Annotated in this window: 20 protein-coding genes; 10 read left to right on the top strand and 10 right to left on the bottom strand. The window is 52.9% G+C overall.

The annotated features are described in order from the left end of the window. Entirely contained in the window at positions 1-1,929 is a 1,929-nt protein-coding gene (gene thrS / locus ACPUC7_RS13195) for a threonine--tRNA ligase (RefSeq protein WP_494923254.1), read from the bottom strand. Positions 1,930-2,175: 246 nt separating this feature from the next. Then, positions 2,176-2,937, bottom strand: a complete 762-nt coding sequence (locus ACPUC7_RS13190) for a DUF481 domain-containing protein (protein ID WP_343554805.1) — start codon at positions 2,935-2,937, stop codon at positions 2,176-2,178. 329 nt (positions 2,938-3,266) lie between these two features. Between ACPUC7_RS13190 and ghoS the strand changes: the two genes are divergently transcribed. Both ghoS and ACPUC7_RS13180 read left to right on the top strand, forming a co-directional pair. Next, complete coding sequence (gene ghoS, locus ACPUC7_RS13185; protein ID WP_494923253.1) at positions 3,267-3,557, top strand: type V toxin-antitoxin system endoribonuclease antitoxin GhoS; 291 nt, start codon at positions 3,267-3,269, stop codon at positions 3,555-3,557. An 89-nt stretch (positions 3,558-3,646) separates the two neighbouring features. Further along, the gene (locus ACPUC7_RS13180; RefSeq protein WP_494923252.1) at positions 3,647-4,540 is read left to right on the top strand and encodes a fructosamine kinase family protein; all 894 of its coding nucleotides are present in this window, start codon (positions 3,647-3,649) and stop codon (positions 4,538-4,540) included. Positions 4,541-4,544: 4 nt separating this feature from the next. Here the strand turns inward: ACPUC7_RS13180 and ACPUC7_RS13175 are convergent, their stop codons facing one another. Then, entirely contained in the window at positions 4,545-5,081 is a 537-nt protein-coding gene (locus tag ACPUC7_RS13175) for a YniB family protein (RefSeq protein WP_343554808.1), read from the bottom strand. 142 nt (positions 5,082-5,223) lie between these two features. On the opposite strand from ACPUC7_RS13175, the gene hxpB reads away from it, so the two are divergent. From hxpB to ACPUC7_RS13150, 5 genes are all read left to right on the top strand, one after another. After that, entirely contained in the window at positions 5,224-5,892 is a 669-nt protein-coding gene (hxpB, locus tag ACPUC7_RS13170; protein WP_494923251.1) for a hexitol phosphatase HxpB, read from the top strand. Positions 5,893-6,094: 202 nt separating this feature from the next. Continuing rightward, positions 6,095-6,856, top strand: coding sequence for a 2-dehydro-3-deoxy-D-gluconate 5-dehydrogenase KduD (kduD, locus tag ACPUC7_RS13165; RefSeq protein WP_494923250.1), 762 nt, complete (start codon positions 6,095-6,097; stop codon positions 6,854-6,856). Between the two features lie 140 nt (positions 6,857-6,996). Then, positions 6,997-7,587, top strand: a complete 591-nt coding sequence (locus ACPUC7_RS13160; RefSeq protein ID WP_343554018.1) for a metal-dependent hydrolase — start codon at positions 6,997-6,999, stop codon at positions 7,585-7,587. Between the two features lie 152 nt (positions 7,588-7,739). Next, positions 7,740-9,131, top strand: a complete 1,392-nt coding sequence (locus ACPUC7_RS13155) for an L-cystine transporter (protein ID WP_494923249.1) — start codon at positions 7,740-7,742, stop codon at positions 9,129-9,131. Positions 9,132-9,405: 274 nt separating this feature from the next. Further along, complete coding sequence (locus ACPUC7_RS13150) at positions 9,406-9,789, top strand: DUF6515 family protein (protein WP_494923248.1); 384 nt, start codon at positions 9,406-9,408, stop codon at positions 9,787-9,789. A gap of 55 nt (positions 9,790-9,844) precedes the next feature. On the opposite strand, the gene osmE is transcribed toward ACPUC7_RS13150, so the two are convergent. After that, positions 9,845-10,180, bottom strand: a complete 336-nt coding sequence (gene osmE, locus ACPUC7_RS13145) for an osmotically-inducible lipoprotein OsmE (RefSeq protein WP_007892614.1) — start codon at positions 10,178-10,180, stop codon at positions 9,845-9,847. A gap of 191 nt (positions 10,181-10,371) precedes the next feature. Here osmE and ACPUC7_RS13140 point away from each other — a divergent pair, with 191 nt between their 5' ends. From ACPUC7_RS13140 to cho, 3 genes are all read left to right on the top strand, one after another. After that, positions 10,372-11,562, top strand: a complete 1,191-nt coding sequence (locus ACPUC7_RS13140) for a multidrug effflux MFS transporter (RefSeq protein ID WP_494923247.1) — start codon at positions 10,372-10,374, stop codon at positions 11,560-11,562. A 117-nt stretch (positions 11,563-11,679) separates the two neighbouring features. Continuing rightward, the gene (nadE, locus tag ACPUC7_RS13135; RefSeq protein ID WP_494923246.1) at positions 11,680-12,507 is read left to right on the top strand and encodes an NAD(+) synthase; all 828 of its coding nucleotides are present in this window, start codon (positions 11,680-11,682) and stop codon (positions 12,505-12,507) included. A gap of 113 nt (positions 12,508-12,620) precedes the next feature. Beyond that, on the top strand, positions 12,621-13,481 hold the full coding sequence (gene cho / locus ACPUC7_RS13130) for an excinuclease Cho (RefSeq protein ID WP_494923245.1): 861 nt from the start codon (positions 12,621-12,623) through the stop codon (positions 13,479-13,481). 75 nt (positions 13,482-13,556) lie between these two features. Here cho and spy read toward each other — a convergent pair whose 3' ends face one another. The 6 genes from spy to ACPUC7_RS13100 form a co-directional block, all read right to left on the bottom strand. Continuing rightward, positions 13,557-14,054, bottom strand: a complete 498-nt coding sequence (gene spy / locus ACPUC7_RS13125; protein WP_343554011.1) for an ATP-independent periplasmic protein-refolding chaperone Spy — start codon at positions 14,052-14,054, stop codon at positions 13,557-13,559. A 336-nt stretch (positions 14,055-14,390) separates the two neighbouring features. Beyond that, positions 14,391-15,386: a succinylglutamate desuccinylase gene (gene astE, locus ACPUC7_RS13120; RefSeq protein ID WP_494923244.1), complete on the bottom strand. Its 996-nt coding sequence runs from the start codon at positions 15,384-15,386 to the stop codon at positions 14,391-14,393. Between the two features lie 46 nt (positions 15,387-15,432). After that, positions 15,433-16,761, bottom strand: coding sequence for an N-succinylarginine dihydrolase (gene astB, locus ACPUC7_RS13115; protein ID WP_494923243.1), 1,329 nt, complete (start codon positions 16,759-16,761; stop codon positions 15,433-15,435). After that, positions 16,761-18,227 carry a succinylglutamate-semialdehyde dehydrogenase gene (astD, locus tag ACPUC7_RS13110; RefSeq protein ID WP_494923242.1) on the bottom strand — a complete coding sequence of 489 codons (1,467 nt, stop codon included), beginning with the start codon at positions 18,225-18,227 and terminating at the stop codon, positions 16,761-16,763. Before astD ends, astB begins: the two co-directional genes overlap by 1 nt. Beyond that, on the bottom strand, positions 18,224-19,255 hold the full coding sequence (gene astA, locus ACPUC7_RS13105; protein ID WP_494923241.1) for an arginine N-succinyltransferase: 1,032 nt from the start codon (positions 19,253-19,255) through the stop codon (positions 18,224-18,226). The genes astD and astA overlap by 4 nt, the downstream gene beginning before the upstream one ends. Beyond that, entirely contained in the window at positions 19,252-20,472 is a 1,221-nt protein-coding gene (locus ACPUC7_RS13100; RefSeq protein ID WP_494923240.1) for an aspartate aminotransferase family protein, read from the bottom strand. The genes astA and ACPUC7_RS13100 overlap by 4 nt, the downstream gene beginning before the upstream one ends. Positions 20,473-21,102: the final 630 nt, after the last annotated feature.

Genomic DNA, 21,102 nt, shown 5'->3' with positions numbered 1-21,102 from the left:
TTATTCCTCTAATTGGTGAAGATGTCGGCTGCGAATCTCTTGTTGCAGCTTCTCAACAAACACATCTACGTCCATGCTCCCAAGGTCTTTACCACGGCGGGTACGCACGGCAACTTTGCCTGCTTCTACCTCTTTGTCACCGCAAACCAGCATATAAGGGACGCGACGTAATGTGTGCTCGCGGATTTTAAAGCCTATCTTCTCGTTTCTCAAGTCTGCTTTGACACGAATGCCTGCATTCTGCAATTTCTTTGTCAATTCACTGACATATTCTGACTGACTGTCGGTGATATTCATCACCACAGCCTGCACCGGCGCCAGCCAACTCGGGAAGAAACCTGCGAACTCTTCGGTCAGGATGCCGATAAAGCGCTCCATTGAACCCAGAATTGCGCGGTGAATCATCACCGGTGTCTGACGATCGTTGTTTTCGCCGACAAAAGTCGCGTCCAGACGCTTCGGCAGGGAGAAGTCTAGCTGAACGGTGCCACACTGCCAGGCGCGGTCGAGGCAATCGTACAGAGTAAACTCAATTTTCGGGCCGTAGAACGCCCCTTCTCCCGGCTGATATTCGAATGGAATGTCATTCTCTTTCAGCGCTTCGGCTAAATCTACTTCCGCACGGTCCCACATTTCGTCGGTACCGATACGTTTTTCCGGACGGGTCGACAGTTTCACCACGATTTTTTCAAAACCGAAGGTGCTGTACATGTCGTAAACCATGCGGATACAGCTGTTCACTTCATCACGTACCTGATCTTCGGTACAGAAGACGTGAGCATCATCCTGAGTAAAGCCACGCACACGCATCAAACCATGCAACGCGCCTGATGGTTCATTACGATGGCAGCTACCAAACTCCGCCATACGCAGCGGCAGGTCGCGGTAGGATTTCAAACCCTGATTAAAGATCTGAACGTGGCCTGGGCAGTTCATTGGCTTGATGCAATATTCACGGTTCTCTGAAGAGGTAGTGAACATCGCTTCTTTATAGTTTTCCCAGTGCCCGGTTTTTTCCCACAACACACGGTCCATCATGAACGGACCTTTCACTTCCTGATAGTCGTACTCTTTCAGCTTGGTACGCACAAACACTTCCAGCTCACGGAAGATAGTCCAGCCATCGTTGTGCCAGAACACCATGCCCGGTGCTTCTTCCTGCATGTGGTACAGATCAAGCTGCTTACCGATTTTACGGTGATCGCGTTTCGCCGCCTCTTCCAGGCGCTGCAAATAGGCCGCCAGCTGCTTTTTATCTGCCCAGGCCGTACCGTAAATACGCTGCAGCATTTTGTTATCGCTGTTGCCGCGCCAGTACGCTCCGGAGATTTTCTGCAATTTGAAGTGATGGCAGAAACGCATATTCGGCACGTGCGGACCGCGGCACATGTCGATGTATTCTTCATGGTGATACAAGCCAGGCTTATCGTCGTGGCTAATATTCTCGTCAAGAATAGTGGTTTTGTAGCTTTCGCCACGCGCGGCAAACACATCACGTGCTTCCTGCCAGCTCACCTTTTTCTTCACGACATCGTAATTGCTTTCCGCTAACTGGTGCATACGCTTTTCCAGCAGCTCAAGGTCTTCCTGCGTCAGCGTATAATCCATATCGACATCGTAATAGAAGCCATTGTCGATGACTGGACCGATCGCCATTTTGGTATTTGGCCACAGCTGCTTAATCGCATGCCCTAACAGGTGCGCACACGAGTGACGAATGATTTCCAAACCGGCTTCGTCTTTGGCGGTGATAATTGCGACTTGCGCATCTTCGGTAATCGGATCAACCGCATCAACCAATTCGCCATTCACACGGCCCGCGATACACGCTTTCGCCAATCCCGGTCCAATATCCAAAGCGATATCCATCACGCTGACCGGACGATCAAAACTGCGCTGGCTGCCATCAGGAAGAGTAATTACTGGCATTTCATATCCTTAGTTGCAGTGGTAAGCCACACGAAAGCCTACATGCAAAAATGAGTTTCTTATAAGTAACCTGGCGTGATGTCAGACCCACGTTGTCGGAATGACGCCAGGAGTGTAAAGCGGCGATGATAATAGCAGCTTTCGTTGCCGATCAAAACCCGTGAAGAAAGTCGCTAAGCCAAAGAGAGATAAAAAAAAACCGCTGTGCGGCATGTGCCGAACAACGGTTATTTACATCAAGCTCGCTTACATCGCGTATGAGAGCTGGATCGTGGTTTTGGTGTCGGTACGATCAGGTGCAGATTCTGGCGGATTGTTGTTCCAGGTCACGTTGTAGCCCAGCTTCAACGCGAAGTGTTCGTTAATCGCTACCTGCAACGCCGTTTCGGAGTTCAAGGTGGTATCGTCACCGAAGCTGCTCAATACTGAAACACCCTGAATGAACTTGGTGGTATCGGTCAGCTGCCATTGATAACTCACCGCACCGTAGCCCAGCGCTTTGGTTTCGTGGCCACCGGCATGGAAGTCGTCGTAACGCACACCCGGACCGAATTCAGCACGCAGTGAGTGCACTGGACCATTCAGGATCTGACGACCGTAACCGGCGGTCAGTACATCACGTGAATCATAACCGTTGAAACGATCGCTCAACCAGCTTGCCTGACCGAACAGGTAATCAGCGCTGTTGAGGTTATAACGGGAACGACCACCGATGTTGTAGGTCTCAGAAGAACGCTCATCGTTAGATGAGTTGTTCGCGGCATTGCCCCACAGACTGAATGCGGTATTGGTTTGATACCACGTCATATTGGTTGCAGCACTCAGCGCGGAACTGGTGGTGTTACCGGTCTGCGCCAAATAACCTGCTGACGCGCTGCCTTCAAACGGTTTTTTCGCCGTTGAAGGGTCATCCATGGAGGTAAATACGGCGTTATCTGCAAATGCCTGGTGACAAAATGCTCCAGCAGAGAGCAATAAAACAGCGGACAGCTTATTAAAGGCTTTCATTAAATATGACCCGTACGACAGTTTAAAAAAAGTTGAGTCTGAAGCGTTTTCCCGACCAATCAATGCAATTTACTGTAAGTTTTGTAAAAAAGTATGAAATCGCCGAAAAAGCCAAAAAAGAGACTGGCCCCGCTCACTTAATAGGATGGTTCCCATTTTCGCTGAGCATTATATGAGGCAATTAACGAAATAGCAGCCCGATCTCCACAAGATTTGTCTGAAGATTATTGGCGAAAATTTACGCCCTCCATTCACCCATTCGCATGAAATTCGCTCAATCCGTTGCGCTGGTCTACGCTGAAATCTGTTCCATAACAACGAGGTGAATAATGAGTGACCATGATCTCAAACGTTACATTGTCACGTTAACGTATCAGGAAAACGGCTTGGGCGATTTGCAATCCGTTAACAGTGCCATGATCAATGGCGGATACAGCACCACGTTAAGCGACGATGAAGGACATCCACACGAACTTGGCACCAACAGTTTCGGCATTGTCAGTGCGTTGGATGAGCATGAAATCAGTGAGCAAGCTGCGGGATTTGCTCAAATCGCACTGGATCATAAACCGGAAGTTGCCGTCACGACGCTGGACGCATTTTTGAAGGCGCAATCCTGACACGTTGCAAAAAACCGCATCAACGCCAGGTTTGCTGAAATTTTGCACGTTACAATCGACCTTACGCAGCGAATAAAGAGGATTACCCGATGTGGTCAGCCATTAATCGACTGTTAAGCGAGTACGCCGGCGAAGCCGAAATCAGTGAACGTCAGGAACTGCCCGGTGGCGATGTGCATCCTGCATGGCGAATCCGTTATGGTAAGTTAGAGGTGTTCGTCAAATGCAACACCCGCGACATGCTAACCCTATTCAGCTGGGAGGCTGATCAACTCGATCTTTTAGCGCGCACGCAGACGGTACGCGTGCCGAAAGTGTACGGCGTCGGCAACGATCGTGACACTAGCTTCTTATTACTGGAATATATCCAACCGGACGCGCTGAATGAGCACAGCGCCTTTCAGCTTGGTCAACAGTTGGCGCACTTACATCAGTGGAGTGAGCAACCGCAGTTTGGCCTTGATTACGACAACAACATCACCACCTCGCCGCAGCCGAATAGCTGGTTACGCCGCTGGTCGGTATTTTTCGCCGAGCAGCGCATTGGCTGGCAGCTGCAATTAGCCGCTGAAAAAGGCGTACATTATGGTGATACCGAATTAATTGTCGATTGCGTACAACGCGCGCTAGCTAATCATCATCCACAGCCTTCTTTATTACACGGCGATTTATGGCCCGCGAATTGCGCAAGCAGCGCCAGCGGTCCGTGGTTATTTGATCCGGCGTGTTATTGGGGCGATCGCGAATGTGATTTGGCGATGTTGAGTTATTACGCTGACTTACCTCGCCAAATCTTCGATGGTTATCAGACAGTTTGGCCGCTGGCCGATGGTTTCTCACAGCGCCAGCCGGTTTATCAACTCTATTATTTGTTAAACCGTGCCAATGTATTCGGCGGCAACTGGACGGGCGAAGCACAATTCGCCATCGGCCAGTTGTTAGATGAAGATGTGTTGGGTGCACGTCAGGCCAGACCGGCCTGACGCCTTACAGCATACCGAGCAACTTCAGCACGAAGTAACCGGCGATAGCGATGATAATCGGCAAGATATACAGCGGGAAAATCTGCAATAAAATGGTATGACGTGGAATATGAATTTTCTCTTCCAACTGCGCGCGCGTGCGCCCTTCGCTACCTTTGGCTTGTTCCAGAATCAATTGATCCTCAATCCCCTCTTTGACATGGCGTGATTGCCGCCACATGCGTGCGCCTGAAGCCTGCAAGGCGATACCAACAAAAATCAGGATATAGATCAGCCAGAAGCCAATATTGGCACCGCCGTTAAATTCCGGCACCGGCGAGTTCTGCCAGAAAACGTTAAGGAACGGCGTGTTGAACTTCACCATGTCGACCATGACATGCACAAAATCGAGCATGACGGCATCAATGCCCGGCTGCTTTTCACTGTGCTTAAACATAAAACCAAGCAGTGAAATAATGGTGGATAGCAGTGCCGGAATAAAAATCACCCAGCCAGCCACTCGCTTAAGGATGGCGATGCGGCCAGCCTGTTGGTAAGTCATGGTGTCTCCCTGAACCGATAATAGTTTTGCCTAAGTCTACCTGCACTACGCTAATTTTTCCTGAAAAATGCGTGGCCTGCCGCGAGTCGGCTTTCTCCTGCTCTCATGATAAGGTAAGCCAAATTTCAAACGGAGCTGTTGTATGTCATATCGTCGCCCTGTATTGGCTGCCATTTTTGATATGGATGGATTGCTAATCGACTCGGAACCGCTGTGGGATCAGGCGGAATTGGATATTTTTGCCAGCCTTGGCGTGGACATCACGCGTCGCCACGAACTGCCGGATACCTTGGGTCTGCGCATTGATCAAACCGTGCGTATGTGGTTTGAAGCGCTGCCGTGGAATGGTCCCGATCAGCAGGAAGTGACGAATCGCATCATTGCGCGTGCTCTGCAATTGGTTGAAGAAACGCGCCCTATTTTGCCGGGCGTCGAGCAAGCGCTGCAATTGTGTCAGCAGCAAGGATTAAAAATTGCGCTGGCGTCGGCATCGCCGCTGCACATGCTGGAACGTGTGCTGGAGATGTTTGACCTACGCAAATATTTCGATGCGATTGCCTCCGCTGAAGCGCTGCCGTACAGCAAACCGCACCCGCAGGTTTATCTTGATGCGGCGGCGAAATTAGGCATCGATCCGCTTAACTGCGTCACGTTAGAAGATTCCTTCAACGGCATGATTGCCACCAAAGCGGCACGGATGCGTTCAATTGTGGTTCCGGCCGCCGACCTTCGCGATGATGCACGTTGGGCGTTAGCCAATGTCAAACTCGACGATTTAACCCAGCTCAAACCAGAGCATCTGCACGGTTAACATCAGCCCGCTTAACGCGGGCTTTTTTGTGCAGGTTGATCGCCAACACAAATAAATAAAACATCGTTTCATTTTTATTGAATTAATGATCCAGCCTGCATATGATGACCAAAGACCCGCATCGGGACCCCTTCCTTTGAATCATAAGAGGCCTGAGATGGACCACGTCAACATCAGCGCGCTGCGCTAAAAGGAGCGAAGCATGATACTCAATGCATTTAATCTTGAAGGCAAAATTGCGCTGGTGACGGGCTGCAACACCGGCTTAGGACAAGGCATGGCGCTAGGTCTGGCGCAAGCAGGCTGTGACATTATTGGCGTCAATCGCACCGGACCGGATGATACTCAAGACAAAGTCGAAGCCTTGGGGCGGCGCTTTTGGTCGATTCAGGCCGATCTGACCCAGTCGTCGCTGGCACCGCAGATTGTCGAGCAAGCGGTAGCGTACGCGGGCCGCATTGATATTTTGGTCAATAATGCCGGGATTATTCGTCGTGAAGATGCGATCAACTTCAGCGAACGGGATTGGGACGATGTGATGAACATCAACAGCAAAAGCCTGTTCTTCCTGTCGCAGCAGGTAGCGCGCCAATTTATCGCGCAAGGTAACGGTGGCAAAATCATCAATATCGCCTCAATGCTCTCATTCCAGGGCGGTATTCGTGTCCCTTCCTATACGGCTTCTAAAAGCGCGGTGATGGGATTAACTCGCCTGATGGCGAACGAATGGGCGCAGCACGGCATCAACGTTAACGCCATCGCGCCGGGCTACATGGCAACCAACAACACCGAACAATTACGCAGTGATGAGTCACGTAACGAGGAAATACTCGGTCGCATTCCCGCTGCCCGTTGGGGCGATCCTGCGGATATGATGGGCCCGATTGTGTTTCTTGCCTCCAGCGCAGCGGATTACGTGCATGGCTACACATTGGCGGTCGATGGAGGTTGGTTAGCGCGCTAAGCTAACCCGTTCATTTCCCGCGTCATTGTGACGCGGGAAGTGGAAAAATATTAACGCTTCGTTACAGCGTCACCATTCTCATTCACTGGATAAATCCCTATACTGGATGCATTGACAGTTTTATGCAGCCAGGTTTCATCATGACGGCCGAAGGCCATATCATTTTTGCCATTGCCAGCGCCATTTTTGCCAAGCGCGCGGAGCTGACGCCTGTAATGGCCAGCGCCGATTGGTGGCATCTCGTGCCTGCTGCGCTGTTAACCTGCTTGCTACCGGATATCGATCACCCGAAATCAGTATTAGGCCAGCGGCTAAGATGGCTTTCGCATCCCATCGCCCGCGCCTTTGGTCATCGAGGTTTTACTCACAGTTTGCTGGCGGTGGCGGTAAGTTTGTGGTTATTCCAGATAAACGTTCCCGCTGATTGGTTTCTGCCCGCCGATGTGTTGCAAGGCATGACGCTCGGCTATCTCAGCCACATCGTGGCCGATATGCTCACGCCAGCAGGTGTGCCACTTTTATGGCCGTGTCGCTGGCGCTTTCGTTTGCCGATCCTCAATAGCCAAAAAGGTAACCAACTGGAGCGCGCATTGTGCCTGGCGCTGGTCGGTTATGCCTTGTGGTTCCCTCCGGGCTTGCCCTCATTTGGTGCCAACGGTTGGCCGGAGCAATTGTTCAATACGCTACAAAATGGCGTCGGACGGCTGGTTAATGGTCAAAACGGTCAATAAGCCATCGAATTTAACCATAAAGTTATAAACCATTCTTTTTGGATATAAGCCTGCCCCACGATCAACTGATAACATTCTAAATATTCCCTAACGGGGACTTACTGTTTTGCGCGCCATCGCATTGGGTGGCGCGGCACACTCTGGAGTTGAGCATGGATTTTCCCCTCATTATTAATATCGTGGCGTTTGTCGCGCTGCTGATCGTCCTTAACCGCATTGGTAGCCAAAGCTGGAGTCTGTCGAAGCGCGTGCTGACCGGTTTAGTGTTTGGTGTGGCCTTTGGTCTGGCGTTACAAACCATTTATGGCGAAAACAGCGCAACGGTAAAAGCCTCTATTAGCTGGTTTAACATCGTTGGTAACGGCTACGTTCAGTTGTTGCAGATGATTGTAATGCCGCTGGTGTTTGCCTCGATTCTCAGTGCAGTCGCGCGTCTGCATAATGCTTCATCGCTGGGTAAAATCAGCGTACTCACTATCGGCGTATTGCTGTTTACGACAGCAATTTCTGCGCTGGTCGGCGTGATGGTCACTGGCCTGTTCGGCTTAAGCGCCGAGGGTTTGGTACAGGGTGCGCAAGAAACCGCACGCCTGAGCGCCATTCAGAGCAACTATGTCGGCAAAGTCGCGGATCTCAGTACGCCGCAACTGCTGCTGTCGTTCATCCCGAAAAATCCGTTTGCTGATATGGCGGGCGCCAACCCGACGTCGATTATCAGCGTGGTGATTTTCGCCGCCTTCCTCGGTGTTGCCGCACTGCAACTGCTGAAAGATGACAAGGTTAAAGGCGAACGCGTGCTGGTGGCGATCGATACCCTGCAATCCTGGGTGATGAAGCTGGTGCGTTTGATCATGAAGCTGACGCCGTACGGTGTGCTGGCGCTGATGACCAAAGTGGTGGCGGGTTCCAACCTGCAAGACATCATCAAGTTGGGCGGTTTCGTGGTGGCTTCTTATCTCGGCCTGGCAATTATGTTTGCCGTGCATGCGCTGCTGCTATCGGTTAACGGCATCAATCCAATGCGCTTCTTCCGCAAAGTGTGGCCGGTTATCACCTTCGCCTTCACCAGTCGTTCAAGTGCTGCAAGTATTCCGCTGAACGTCGAAACGCAAACGCGTCGCTTGGGCGTGCCGGAATCTATCGCCAGCTTCTCAGCGTCGTTCGGTGCCACCATTGGTCAAAACGGTTGTGCTGGTTTGTACCCAACCATGTTGGCGGTGATGGTCGCGCCCACTGTTGGTATCAACCCGTTTGATCCAATGTGGATTGCCACGTTGGTGGGTATCGTCACGCTGAGTTCTGCGGGTGTCGCGGGTGTCGGCGGCGGTGCGACTTTCGCAGCGCTGATTGTGTTGCCAGCGATGGGCTTGCCGGTGACCTTGGTCGCACTATTGATTTCGATTGAACCGCTGATCGACATGGGCCGTACCGCGCTCAACGTCAACGGTTCGATGACCGCCGGTTCACTCACCAGCCGCTGGTTGGGTTTGACCGATAAGAAAGTGCTGGAGAGCGATGAACACGCCGATCTGGCACATCGCTAAGCACGATTGATTAACACAAACGGCAGACTCGCAAGCGTCTGCCGTTTTTGATCTCGGTTACAATCATCTGCGTCGTAGGGGCGCCATTTATGGTGACCGATTCGCTATCAAGCCACCAAAGTCTCTCCCATCGCCTCCCCAATTCCCCCCAATCATGGTGCCAGCGTTAGGAAATCGTTAAGCGTGGTAAACAAGCGAAAAAGCGACCATTTATCGCTTGAGTTTCCACTCAGGAAGGCCAATTCTGCTAGCAATCACAGCAGGAGAATCACCGATGAAAACAGTTATCGCCTCGGTGCTGGCGTTAACCTTATTAACACCAGCCATCAGTTTTGCCCATCCCGGTTATTGGGGTCCCGGTCCTGGCCCGCGCTGGGGTGGAGGTCCACATTGGGGTCACCCTGGCCCGCTGCGCTTCTTACCTGAAGCCGCAACGGCGGTGCTGCTTGGCGGGCTGACCTACTACATGCTGAACGGCAACTACTACCAGCGACAAGGTGATACTTACGTGGTGGTACAACCGCCAGAAGCACCTCCAGGCGGCGGCATGCGCGTATTGGATTTCAATGGCAAGCGCTATTACGTGCAGGAAGGGCACTACTATCAGCGTGAGATCGGCGGGAATTACGTCGAAGTGCCGCGCCCTTACGGTTTATAAACGCCACAACGAAAAACGGCCCGTCAATGACGGGCCGTTGTTTATTCTGCTGCGCTTACTGAGCCGCTTGCGGATCGGTATCGTAGTCTTTACAGCTCTGGAAGCCATAATTCATTACGCGGCCGGTATCGTTATAGCTCACAAAGTAAGTCTGCGGTTTGCCATCACGTTCGCCAATCACATAGGTCTGGCAAGTACCGCGGGCGTGAACCATGGTGATTTCAGTTGAGGCAGGACCGGCAATCTGGCGAACCTGATCACGCGTCATCCCTTTCTTCACATCCTTGACTACCGGCTTAGTTACGTAGCTTTCAGCTTTGTCATAAGTCGTACAACCAGACAGGGCTGCCAGGGTCATAGCGGCAGCGATACATCCCATCACTTTATTCATGTTGTTGTTCCTCGTTTTTTGTCCATGTTGCATAAGCCTGGAACATAAAATGAGATTAATCAACTTTATGGCCCCATTTTAGCCAAAATCCGAAGCGTTAGGATTTGGTAAAAAAGCTGTGTCGATGCGCCACTGTTCGTATAATCACCCGCGAAAAAATACCGTTAGTTATGAATAAAAACAGAGGATAAATGACACCTGCACCTTCAAATCGGCTGGTTTATGCCATCACACTGGGCCTGCTTGCGGCGCTCGGGCCATTATGTATCGATCTTTATCTCCCCGCGCTGCCGGAACTGGCGCGCGATCTGCACACCGAAACCGCGACAGCACAGCTGAGTTTAACCGCCGGTCTGTTAGGTCTTGGCGCTGGCCAACTGTTATTTGGCCCAATGAGCGATAAGTTTGGCCGCATCCGCCCGCTGCTGCTGTCGTTGGTATTACTGTTTATCGCGTCGATTGGCTGTGCGCTGGCAAAAGATATCCATTCATTACTGGTCGCGCGTCTATTTGAAGGATTAGCGGGTGCAGGCGGCGCGGTGCTTTCTCGCGCCATCGCCCGTGATATGTACAGCGGCCACGAATTAACCCGCTTTTTCGCGCTGCTGATGCTGGTGAATGGATTAGCGCCGATCGGTGCGCCGGTATTGGGCGGTGCATTAATGACGGTGCTTAACTGGCGCGGCATTTTCGTGGTGCTCGGCTGCATTGCGATTGTGCTGATCTTCCTCGCACGCTGGAAACTGCACGAAACATTGTCGGCTGAACGTCGCAATCAAGGTTCGATCTTCTCCGCCTGGGCGGCGCTCGGCCAGGTTGTGACTCATCGTCAATTTATGGGCTTTTGCCTGACGCAAGGTTTCATGATGTCCGGCATGTTCGCCTATATCGGCGCCTCGCCTTTCGTGTTGCAGCAATTGTACGGATTGACGCCACAAGCCTTTAGCTTCTGTTTCGCCGCTAACGGTCTCGGCCTGATTATTGCATCTCAAACCAGCGCACGTCTGTGTCCGCTGTGGGGCGAATATCGCGTATTGAAAGGCGGTTTGACGCTGGCCTTTGTCGCCTCAAGTTGTCTGCTGCTGGCAGGTTTAACCGGCGCATCGCTGCCTATCATTCTGGTCGCCCTGTTCTTCACCATCGCCAGTAATGGGGTGATCGCCACCACTGCATCGTCGCTGGCGATGCAGAGCCAGGGCCATCGCGCGGGCAGCGCTTCGGCGGTGATTGGCGTGTGCATGTTTACCTTGGGTGCCATCAGCGTACCGATTACCGGTATAGGCGGCACGTCGGTCGCCAGCATGACCGGCACGATTTTTGGCTGCTTTATGTTGGCGATTCTGTCATTCAATCTGCTGGTGAAGAAAGCTAAAAGCGTCTGATTTGCCAGCAAATAACCGCGACAACCCGCCATGCGGCTTGTTGTTTTCGGGCTGAGGCGGTAGCTTTAGCAGATGATTCGCATTGTGCCGTCAGGCTACTGACTTGAGGAGAGGTTCATGTCACTGCAACAGGAAATCATTGAAGCGCTTGGTGTTAAGCCGGTTATTGACCCGCAGCAGGAGATCCGCGTCAGCGTTGATTTTCTGAAATCCTATCTGAAAGCCCATCCCTTCCTGAAAACGCTGGTGCTGGGTATCAGCGGCGGTCAGGATTCCACGCTCACTGGCATGCTGTCGCAAACCGCGATTCGCGAGTTGCGCGAAGAAACCGGCGATAACGATTACACCTTTATCGCCGTGCGCTTACCGTATGGCGTGCAGGCCGATGAACAGGATTGTCAGGATGCGCTGGCATTTATCCAGCCGGATCGCGCATTAGTAGTGAACATCAAAGAGGCGATCCTCGCGAGTGAACATGCGCTGAAAGAGGCAGGCATCATCGTCTCCGATTTTGTGCGCGGCAATGAAAAAGCGCGCGAACGCATGAAAGCGCAATACAGCATCGCCGGCATGACCAAAGGCGTGGTGGTCGGTACGGATCATGCGGCTGAAGCGATTACCGGTTTCTTCACCAAATACGGTGATGGCGGTAGCGATATCAACCCGATTTTCCGTCTGCATAAAGGCCAGGGTAAACAGCTGCTGAAAACGCTGGGCTGCCCAGAGCATCTTTATCTCAAACACCCAACCGCCGATCTGGAAGATGATCGTCCCGGCTTGCAGGATGAAGTGGCGCTCGGTGTCACTTATCAACAAATCGATGCTTATCTGGAAGGCAAAACCATTGATGCCGCCGCCGCTAAAACCATCGAAGGTTGGTATTTGAAAACCGAGCACAAACGTCGTCCGCCCATCACCGTCTTCGACGATTTCTGGAAAAAGTAATCCGCTTACTACGCGCTCAAACATTCGTAGGGTCGCCATTTATGGCGACCGAAATTGGCGATAAAAAGCACTCTTTGATACACTGGATAGACAACCAGTAATCGGAGTGTGTTTTGGTCAGACGAGCCACCAGCCACCGCCTCGAATTCGACGCGGCAGCCATCTATCAATATCCCGAACATTTACGTCAATGGCTGGAAGGATTACCCAACCAGCCAGGCGTCTATACCTTCCACGGTGAAAGTGAAAATCTGCCGCTGTATATCGGCAAAAGCGTCAACCTGCGCAGTCGGGTGATGGCGCATTTCCGCACACCCGATGAAGCCAGCATGTTGCGCCAGGCACGACGCGTAACCTGGATTCCCACTGCGGGCGATCTGGGTGCACAGCTGCTGGAAGCGCAGATGATCAAAACCCAGCAGCCGTTGTTCAATAAACGTCTGCGAAAAAATCGTCAGCTTTGCTCGTTGCAACTGGGCGATGGCGCACCGCAAGTGGTGTATGCGCGCGATGTCGATTTCTCGCGTGCGCCGAATCTTTATGGTCTGTTTCGCAGCCGCTTTGCCGCGCTGGAGCGCTTAAAAACTATCGCCGATGAACAGCGGTTGTGTCATGGATTGCTGGGACTGGAATCATTACGTCCCGGACGCGGCTGTTTTCGTGCGGCGCTGAAGCGTTGTGCCGGTGCATGTTGCGGCAAGGAAACGGTGGCGGACCATCAGCAACGTTTGCTGGCGGCGCTGGAGCAGATGCGCGTGGTGTGCTGGCCGTGGCAAGGCCCGATCGGCATGGTAGAACGCGGTGCGGAACTGACGCAAATCCACGTTATCGATCACTGGTTTTGGTTAGGTTCAGTAAGTAGCGAAGCCGAGGCACGTCAGCTACAGCGCGCCTCGCACGGCTTTGATCATGATGGCTATAAAATTCTCTGCCGCCCGCTATTGTCGGGTGTTTTTCCGCTGATCGAGTTGTAAAAACAAAACCGCCAACGTTGCCCAATGCAGTAAAAGCAATGGACAACGTCGGCGGTCTCTATTCAGTTAACGAACTTATTCAGCATCAGCCGGCGCAGAAAGCATTTTGCCATCGTGCGGGCGTTTTTCAGTTAAGCGCTTCTCAAAATTAGCGTTGTACTGTTTCTTCTGCTCTGGCGTCAGAACGTTATAGATCTTGTTCTGGGTTTCCAGCATCTTCAGCGCGTGCTCTTTGGCGTTCGCGGTCATCTTCTCAGCCTGCGCTTCCGCTTTCGCCTGGTCGAAGGTATCGGATGCAATGATACTGTGGTCAGCACGACGCTCTTCCAGCGACGGACGTTTCATATCTTTGTGGCCATCACGCAAGATGGTTTTGATCTGCGTTTTCTGCGCATCGGTAAGATTCAGACCTTTAAACATCATCTCCATGCCGTGATGACGCATTGGGCCTTTATGCATCGGTTTCTCGCTGCCTGCTGGCGGCGGCGTTAAGTTGTCGGCAGCTGCATGGACGATATTTGCAGCACCAAGTGCCATTGTGGTAGCCAGGAACAGGGAAGTTAATTTACGCATAATATTGTCCTTACTTATCAGTTTAATGACGACAGCCTGTGTCGCGTCTTCGGAAACAAGCATACGACGCTGAACGTCAACTACTCAGAGGCTGAGTAAAGCCCTGCAAGCATAAAAGACAGTAATCAGGCAATCATGGAGAGAAAGAGAAGAAATGCGTGAGGAATTGAAAAACTTTATGACAATCAAGGGAAAAACGCAGGAATTAAGGAGGAGTGTAACGGTATTGTCGGTTTTCAGGAAGGGAAATGTGGAGTTCAAAACGCGCAGCCAGCGGTTTCCTCTCCCGCTATATACCGTAGGGTCGCCATTCATGGCGACCAATTAAATATCCAATTACAACGCCAACGCCTGCGTCTGTGCATTCTCCTCCACCAGCATCAACCCGGCACGCAATCCCGGCGCGACATTCGGATTAGGAAACAGCACATACTCCCGCGCCTGCTGCACGTAATAACGCCTGTCGCCCTCTTCCGCCAGCAACGTGCCCTGCGGAAAAGCCGTAAAGTTCAAGGTTTCCGGCCCCATGTGCAAGGTGAACTTTTCGCCATGGCGAGTGATCTGCTGCGCCACACGATAGTGACGTGGCTGCTGGTGCACCTGCGGCAAAGTTTCGCCATACAACAGCGCCGCCAGCGCTTGCTGCACGCCGCTAAACTGGCTCAAATCGTTCTCACCAAACGGCAACGCTTTACCCAACTCCAGCGTGCAACTCGCCGCGTCATGATGTTCGCAACTGAAATGGGTAAAAGTGCCGCCCGGCGCGCGATGAAACACTAATGCTTCCATCTCGGCAGCCGCCAGCCAATGCATAAATTCATCCGGCCATGGATGCTGATTGAGCGGCATCACGCCAAAGCGCGCATGATACGAACCGCGAATCGCTGTATGCAGATCGAGATGCCAGCGCACCTCATGATCAAGGCAGGTACGCCAGAAACTCTCCAGCGCCTGCTCAAGATGCAATACGCGTTGTGCTTCTGGCACATCGGCAACTTGCTGCCAACGCCCGCCAAACAGGCGATTCATATCATATTGTTGATAGCGTTTCCCGCTACGCAGCGCGGCGGGATTGCCGAGGATCACCAACAAGCGCACCGCCAGCGGCTTTTCACCGCGCAGCAGCGGCGTCAGCAGCAGGTTGAGTATTTCGACCGGTGCGGTTTCATTGCCGTGAATGCCTGCGGAAAGCACCAGCGCACGCTGCGTTGGTGTGTGTGGCGTCAAGGTCAGCAACCCTTCCTCATGCCATTGCCAACTGAGATGGGCATTGCTGCCCTCGCGTTGACGTGGCGGCTCACCCGACAACGTCTGTTGTAAAAAATCCTGCATGTTCACTCCTTTTTAGCCACGCTGGGGCGAACGTTACACCCCGGCGTTAACGCTGAAATGCGTAGACACTGCCTAAGTCTAGCAGTTGTGTCAGTTCATCCAGCGCAGTGCGCCCTTCACGCAGCAATTGTGGGTCGGCTAAATCCGCTTGCGTTAAGCGATCGCGGTAGTGGCGATCAACCCAATCATTCAGGGTGGCGAACAGGCGATCGTTCATCAAAACCGCAGGATTCACTGCCTGTCGTTCCGTTTCGGTCAGCACCACGCGCAAACGCAAACACGCCGGGCCACCGCCATTGAACATACTTTCTCGCAGATCAAACACCTTCAGTTCACGAATTGGGCCGCCACTTTCAACCAGTTCACTCAGATAGCGCCACACGCCCGCATGCTGACGCGACTCTTCCGGCAGCACCAGCAACATGCCGCCGTCGGCGCGTTGCAATAATTGGCTGTTAAACAGATAGGTATTCACCGCATCCGTCACCGACACCTTAGCGCGCGGCACTTCAATCGGCTGGAAACCGGGCACGCGCGCAGCGAGATCGCTCAACAACTGCGGCTGATTAACAAACGCATCCTGATGGCAGAACAGCACTTGCTGATTGCTGACGGCGATTACATCGTTATGGAATACGCCCTGATCAATCACCGCCGGATTCTGCTGCGCAAACAGCGTGCGATCGCCATTGAGCTGATGCAAGCGTGCCACCGCTTCACTGGCTTCACGGGTTTGGCGTGCCGGATAACGTGCTGGTGTTGCGCCCTGTTGCTGACCGTCGCGACCATAAATAAACAGCTGCACGCCCGCGTCGCCGTAATCCTTGCCAAAACGATTGTGGTTAGCCGCGCCTTCATCACCAAACTGCGCCACCTGCGGCAAAGCGTCATGCACGCTGAAATGCTGCGGATGCCGGAAAATGGCGCGCAGCAGATCGGCGGTTTCTGGCGCTTCAATCGCACGATGGAATTTGTTATTCAAATTGGCGACGGTGAAATGCACCCGACCATCAGCGCTATCGGCGGAGGGCGAAACGGTGGCGGCATTCGCCACCCACATCGCCGAAGCCGAACTGGCTGCCGACAGTAATTGCGGCGCCTGCTTTGCCGCTTGCGCTACTACCTGCTCGTCACTACCGCTAAAACCGAGTTGGCGCAGCAGCGGCAAATTCGGCCTTTCGTGCGGCGGAATCACGCCCTGCACGTAGCCCATATCGGCCAGCGCTTTCATTTTCAGTAAACCTTGCTTGGCCGCTAAACGCGGATTGGAAGGTTGTAACTGATTGCGCGTCGAGGCTTCATTACCAAACGACAATCCCGCGTAATGGTGCGTCAGACCGACCAAGCCATCAAAGTTAGCTTCAAACGCTTTCATTATTGGGTTTCCTGCGCGGAGAAATCGAGTCCAGGCGACAAGCTGGCAGGCAGCGCCAGACTTGGGCTTTCCAGCGAGGCCATTGGCCACGCACAATAATCGGCGGCATACCACGCGCTGGCACGATGATTACCTGAAGCGCCAATGCCGCCAAAGGGCGCGGTGCTGGCAGCGCCGGTAAGCGGTTTGTTCCAGTTGACGATCCCGGCACGTGCTTCCAATAACAGTTGATCAAACTGCGCGCGTTGCGGCGAAATCAAACCGCAAGAAAGGCCATAGCGGGTGTTATTGGCGATAGCGATTGCCTGTTCGAAATCATCGTAGCGAATCACCTGCAACAGCGGGCCAAATACCTCTTCGTCCGGCAAATCCTTAACGTCTGTGACATCAATAATCCCCGGTGTGAGAATTGCACTGTCGCGATCCGGCCAGTGCATACCGAGTAGCACTTTACCGCCCTGTTCGACTTGCTGCTGCCAGGCGGCAAAAATATGTCCCGCCGCAGTGGGCGAAATAACGCTGCCCATAAATGGCTGCGGTTCGGCATTCCACGCGCCAGGTTGCAGTCGCGCGCTGACCGCGATTAAACGTTGCAAGAAGGCATCGCCCGCCGCGCCGCGTTTCACCAGCAAACGACGTGCGCAGGTACAGCGTTGTCCAGCAGTAATAAATGCCGATTGAATGGCGATATGCACCGCGCCATCGAGATCAACCGGATCTTCAACAATCAATGCATTGTTGCCGCCCATTTCCAGCGCCAGCATTTTCTCTGGCTGACCGGCAAACTGACGATGCAGGTGATAACCGGTGGCGGCGCTGCCGGTAAACAGTAAGCCATCGATTTGCGATTGCTGGGCCAGCGCCTGACCGGTTTCACGTCCGCCCTGCACCAGCGCCATCACACCAGCAGGCAAGCCCGCTTGCTCCCACAGTTCAACGGTTTTTTCCGCTGTCATGGGTGTCAACTCGCTCGGCTTGAACACCACGCAGTTTCCCGCCAATAACGCCGGGACGATATGGCCGTTCGGCAGATGGCCGGGAAAATTGTACGGCCCAAACACCGCCAGCACGCCGTGCGGACGATGGCGCAGTGAACTTTCACCTTCCGCTTGCTCGCCGGTGCGGCTGTGATAGGCCTTAATCGAGATGGCGATCTTGTTGATCATCGCCTGCACTTCCGTCAGCGTTTCCCAGCGCGGCTTGCCGGTTTCACGGGCGATGGTTTCTGCCAACGCGGTTTTATGGCTTTCCAGCAAGCGGGCAAACGCTTCAACAATCGCTTGTCGCTCGGCAAACGGTTGGCGCGCCCAGTGTGGAAACGCCGCACGCGCCGCTTCACAGGCCGCGGTCACTTGCGCCTCAGAGGCCGCTTTGCCCTGCCACAGGATCTCGCCAGACACCGGATTGTGTTTACTCAGGGCGTCAGTGCCGCCGGTCAACCATTGACCATTAATGAAATGCGTCATGCTTTATTCTCCTCGCGATTCAGCGTGACCACACGCAGCGTATCGCCATAATTACATTGCAGCGCCGCGCGCTGACTTGCAGAAAGACACACATTGCCGGTCGCCATATCCACCGGCAGCAACGCGACACGGAATTGTTGGTAATCACTATTCGCCACCAGACACAACGGCCAGTTGCTGTCAGCTTCACCCTCAACCGCTTTCAGCAGGCGACTTTTACGGATGGCGCGAATGCGATCGATTTCGCACTCCAGCGTCGGTCCGCCATCGAAAATATCGACGTAGTTGAGATAGCGGAACCCTTCGGCTTCCAGCACCGCGCGCGCGGGCGCGGTTTTCGGATGGACTTCGCCAATCACTTTCTGCGCCGCTTCGGACAGATAATGGGTGTACAGCGGATGTTTCGGCATCAGCTCGGCGATAAAGGCTTTTTGCCCGGTGCCGCTGAGGAAATCGGCCTGGCTAAACTCCATCGAGAAGAAATGGCTGCCGACGCTTTCCCAAAATGGCGAATGTCCATTGTCATCGCTGACGCCGCGCATCTCCGCCACCACGTGTTTCATAAAGTGGTCACGGAAGTTAGCCATAAACAGGAAGCGCGATTTGGACAGCAGATAGCCGTTTTTGCCATCGCGGTAGTCGGGATCGAGGAACAACGTGCACAACTCACTGCTGCCGGTGTGATCGTTGCTCAACGATAGCGTTGGTAAGCTGGCATAGACATTCAGCTCTTTCGAGGCGTGCACCTGCGTGCCGACGCGGAAGTTGTACCACGGGTCCTGCAAACCGACCGCCACTTCGATGGCGCAAATACCGACCGCGCGATTGTCTTCGCTGTCGGCTAAGACAAAAACATAACCTTGTTCGGCACGCGGCAGCGCACCTTGCCAGGTGAGCAGCGAGCGCTCAATACGGGCTTTGAGCGTCTCGCTATCCGCGGGCAGCGAGGTTAAGCCGCCCCCGGTTTTGCCCGCCAGCGACAACAACTGCGCAAGATCGTCACGTTCGACGGGGCGAATCACCATCATGATGTGGCTCCTTTGAGCACGCGCTCACAGGCACGTTCGAAGCGTGCCAAACCTTCTTTTACTTCGCGTTCACTGATGTTCAATGCAGGCGCGAAGCGCACCACGTTAGCACCGGCGATCAACACCATCACGCCCTCTTCGGCGGCGGTAAGGTTGAACTGTTTGGCTTTGCCAGCGAAATCATCATTGAGCACCGCGCCAATCAGCAATCCAAGTCCACGCACTTCCTTAAATACCGGCAAGCGTTGATTGATGGCCTGCAAGGCCTCGACAAACCATTGATGGCGTTCAGCTACGCCCGCCATAAAGTCAGGCTGATTGATCAGCTCCATCACTTTACCGGCGACTGCGCCCGCCAGCGGGTTGCCGCCGTATGTGGTGCCGTGCGTCCCCACATTCATCACCTGGGCTAAATCTTCACGCGTCAGCATTGCACCAATCGGGAAGCCGCCGCCGAGTGCTTTAGCGGTGGTCAACACATCCGGCGTCACGCCGTAATGCATGTAGGCATACAGCGAGCCAGTGCGACCAACACCGCTTTGCACCTCATCAAAAATCAGCAGCGCATGATGCTTATCGCACAACTCGCGCAGGCCACGCAGGAAAGCAGGATCGGCAGGTACCACGCCGCCTTCGCCCTGAATCGGCTCGACGATGACCGCGCAGGTTTGGTCATTGATCAGTGCGGCGGCTGAAGCAAGGTCGTTAAAGGTGGCGTGATCGATGGCAGGCGGCAACGGTGCAAAGTCGCGGGAATAAGCTGGTTGCCCGCCCGCAGTGACGGTAAACAACGTACGACCGTGGAAAGCATTATTGAAGGCGACGATGCCATTTTTTTCCGCACCAAAACGATCGTGTGCGGTTTTACGCGCCAGTTTTAACGCCGCCTCGTTGGCTTCAGCCCCCGAGTTACAGAAGAACACGCGATCGGCAAAAGTGGCATCGATGAGTTGTTTAGCCAGACGCAAAATCGGTTCATTAGTGTAGCCATTACCGGTATGCCACAGTTTTCCTGCTTGTTCGGCCAGCGCTTGTTGCAGCGCCGGATGCGCGTGACCTAAAGCGTTAACGGCGATACCACCGGCAAAGTCGATATACTCTTTATCCTGCTGATCCCAGAGCGTTGAGCCTTCAGCGCGCACCGGTACAAAAGCCGCGGGAGCATAAACCGGCATCATCCATTGATCGAAATCGTGACGCGAAACCTGCTGTGACATAGCCCTTTCTCCTGCTCCACACTCAGTGAAGCTAATGTTTTAAATTTGTTAAAAATGTTAAGTGGCAGCTCTACTGTATATTGCAGTTAGCGTGCCAGCCAGCCACAAAAATGCATAACTGTCTTATGCTAACGGAATATCAATAGGTTAGGATTAGCCACTATTCACTTTAATTGCATAAAAAGTGAATAAAGGTCTGATGCAGGTTGAATGCCAGCACTTTATTTAGCGGATTTATGCATCGACAAAATGAAATATTGCTTTTGTGATCACACAGGAAATATTTCGCCAAAATAGCGCGTTTTCAGCACCATTTTGGGGCGGCATGAGTTTTATTGGTGCAAGGAATGACAACGATGGTGCATCCAATTAAGGAGATGCACGGGGTGTTTATTAACATCTCACTTTTTAAGTTGGATATTATTTATTCAGCCAAACGATAAGCCAAGCCTAAATAACACGTAGTGACTAAGGTTATTATCAAAGTAGAAATAAACAGACACAAAGCCATGAACAAAGTAATTACCCTGCTAATGATTAGAGTGATTTGAATATTTGTTATTGAACAATAATGCATAGGGATGTGCTATTTAACGAAAATAAAAACAGTAATATTTACGCATCTTTAAA

The sequence above is a fragment of the Pantoea sp. CFCC18179 genome (genome assembly GCF_059412405.1).
This window is presented reverse-complemented; position numbering and strand designations above follow the sequence as displayed.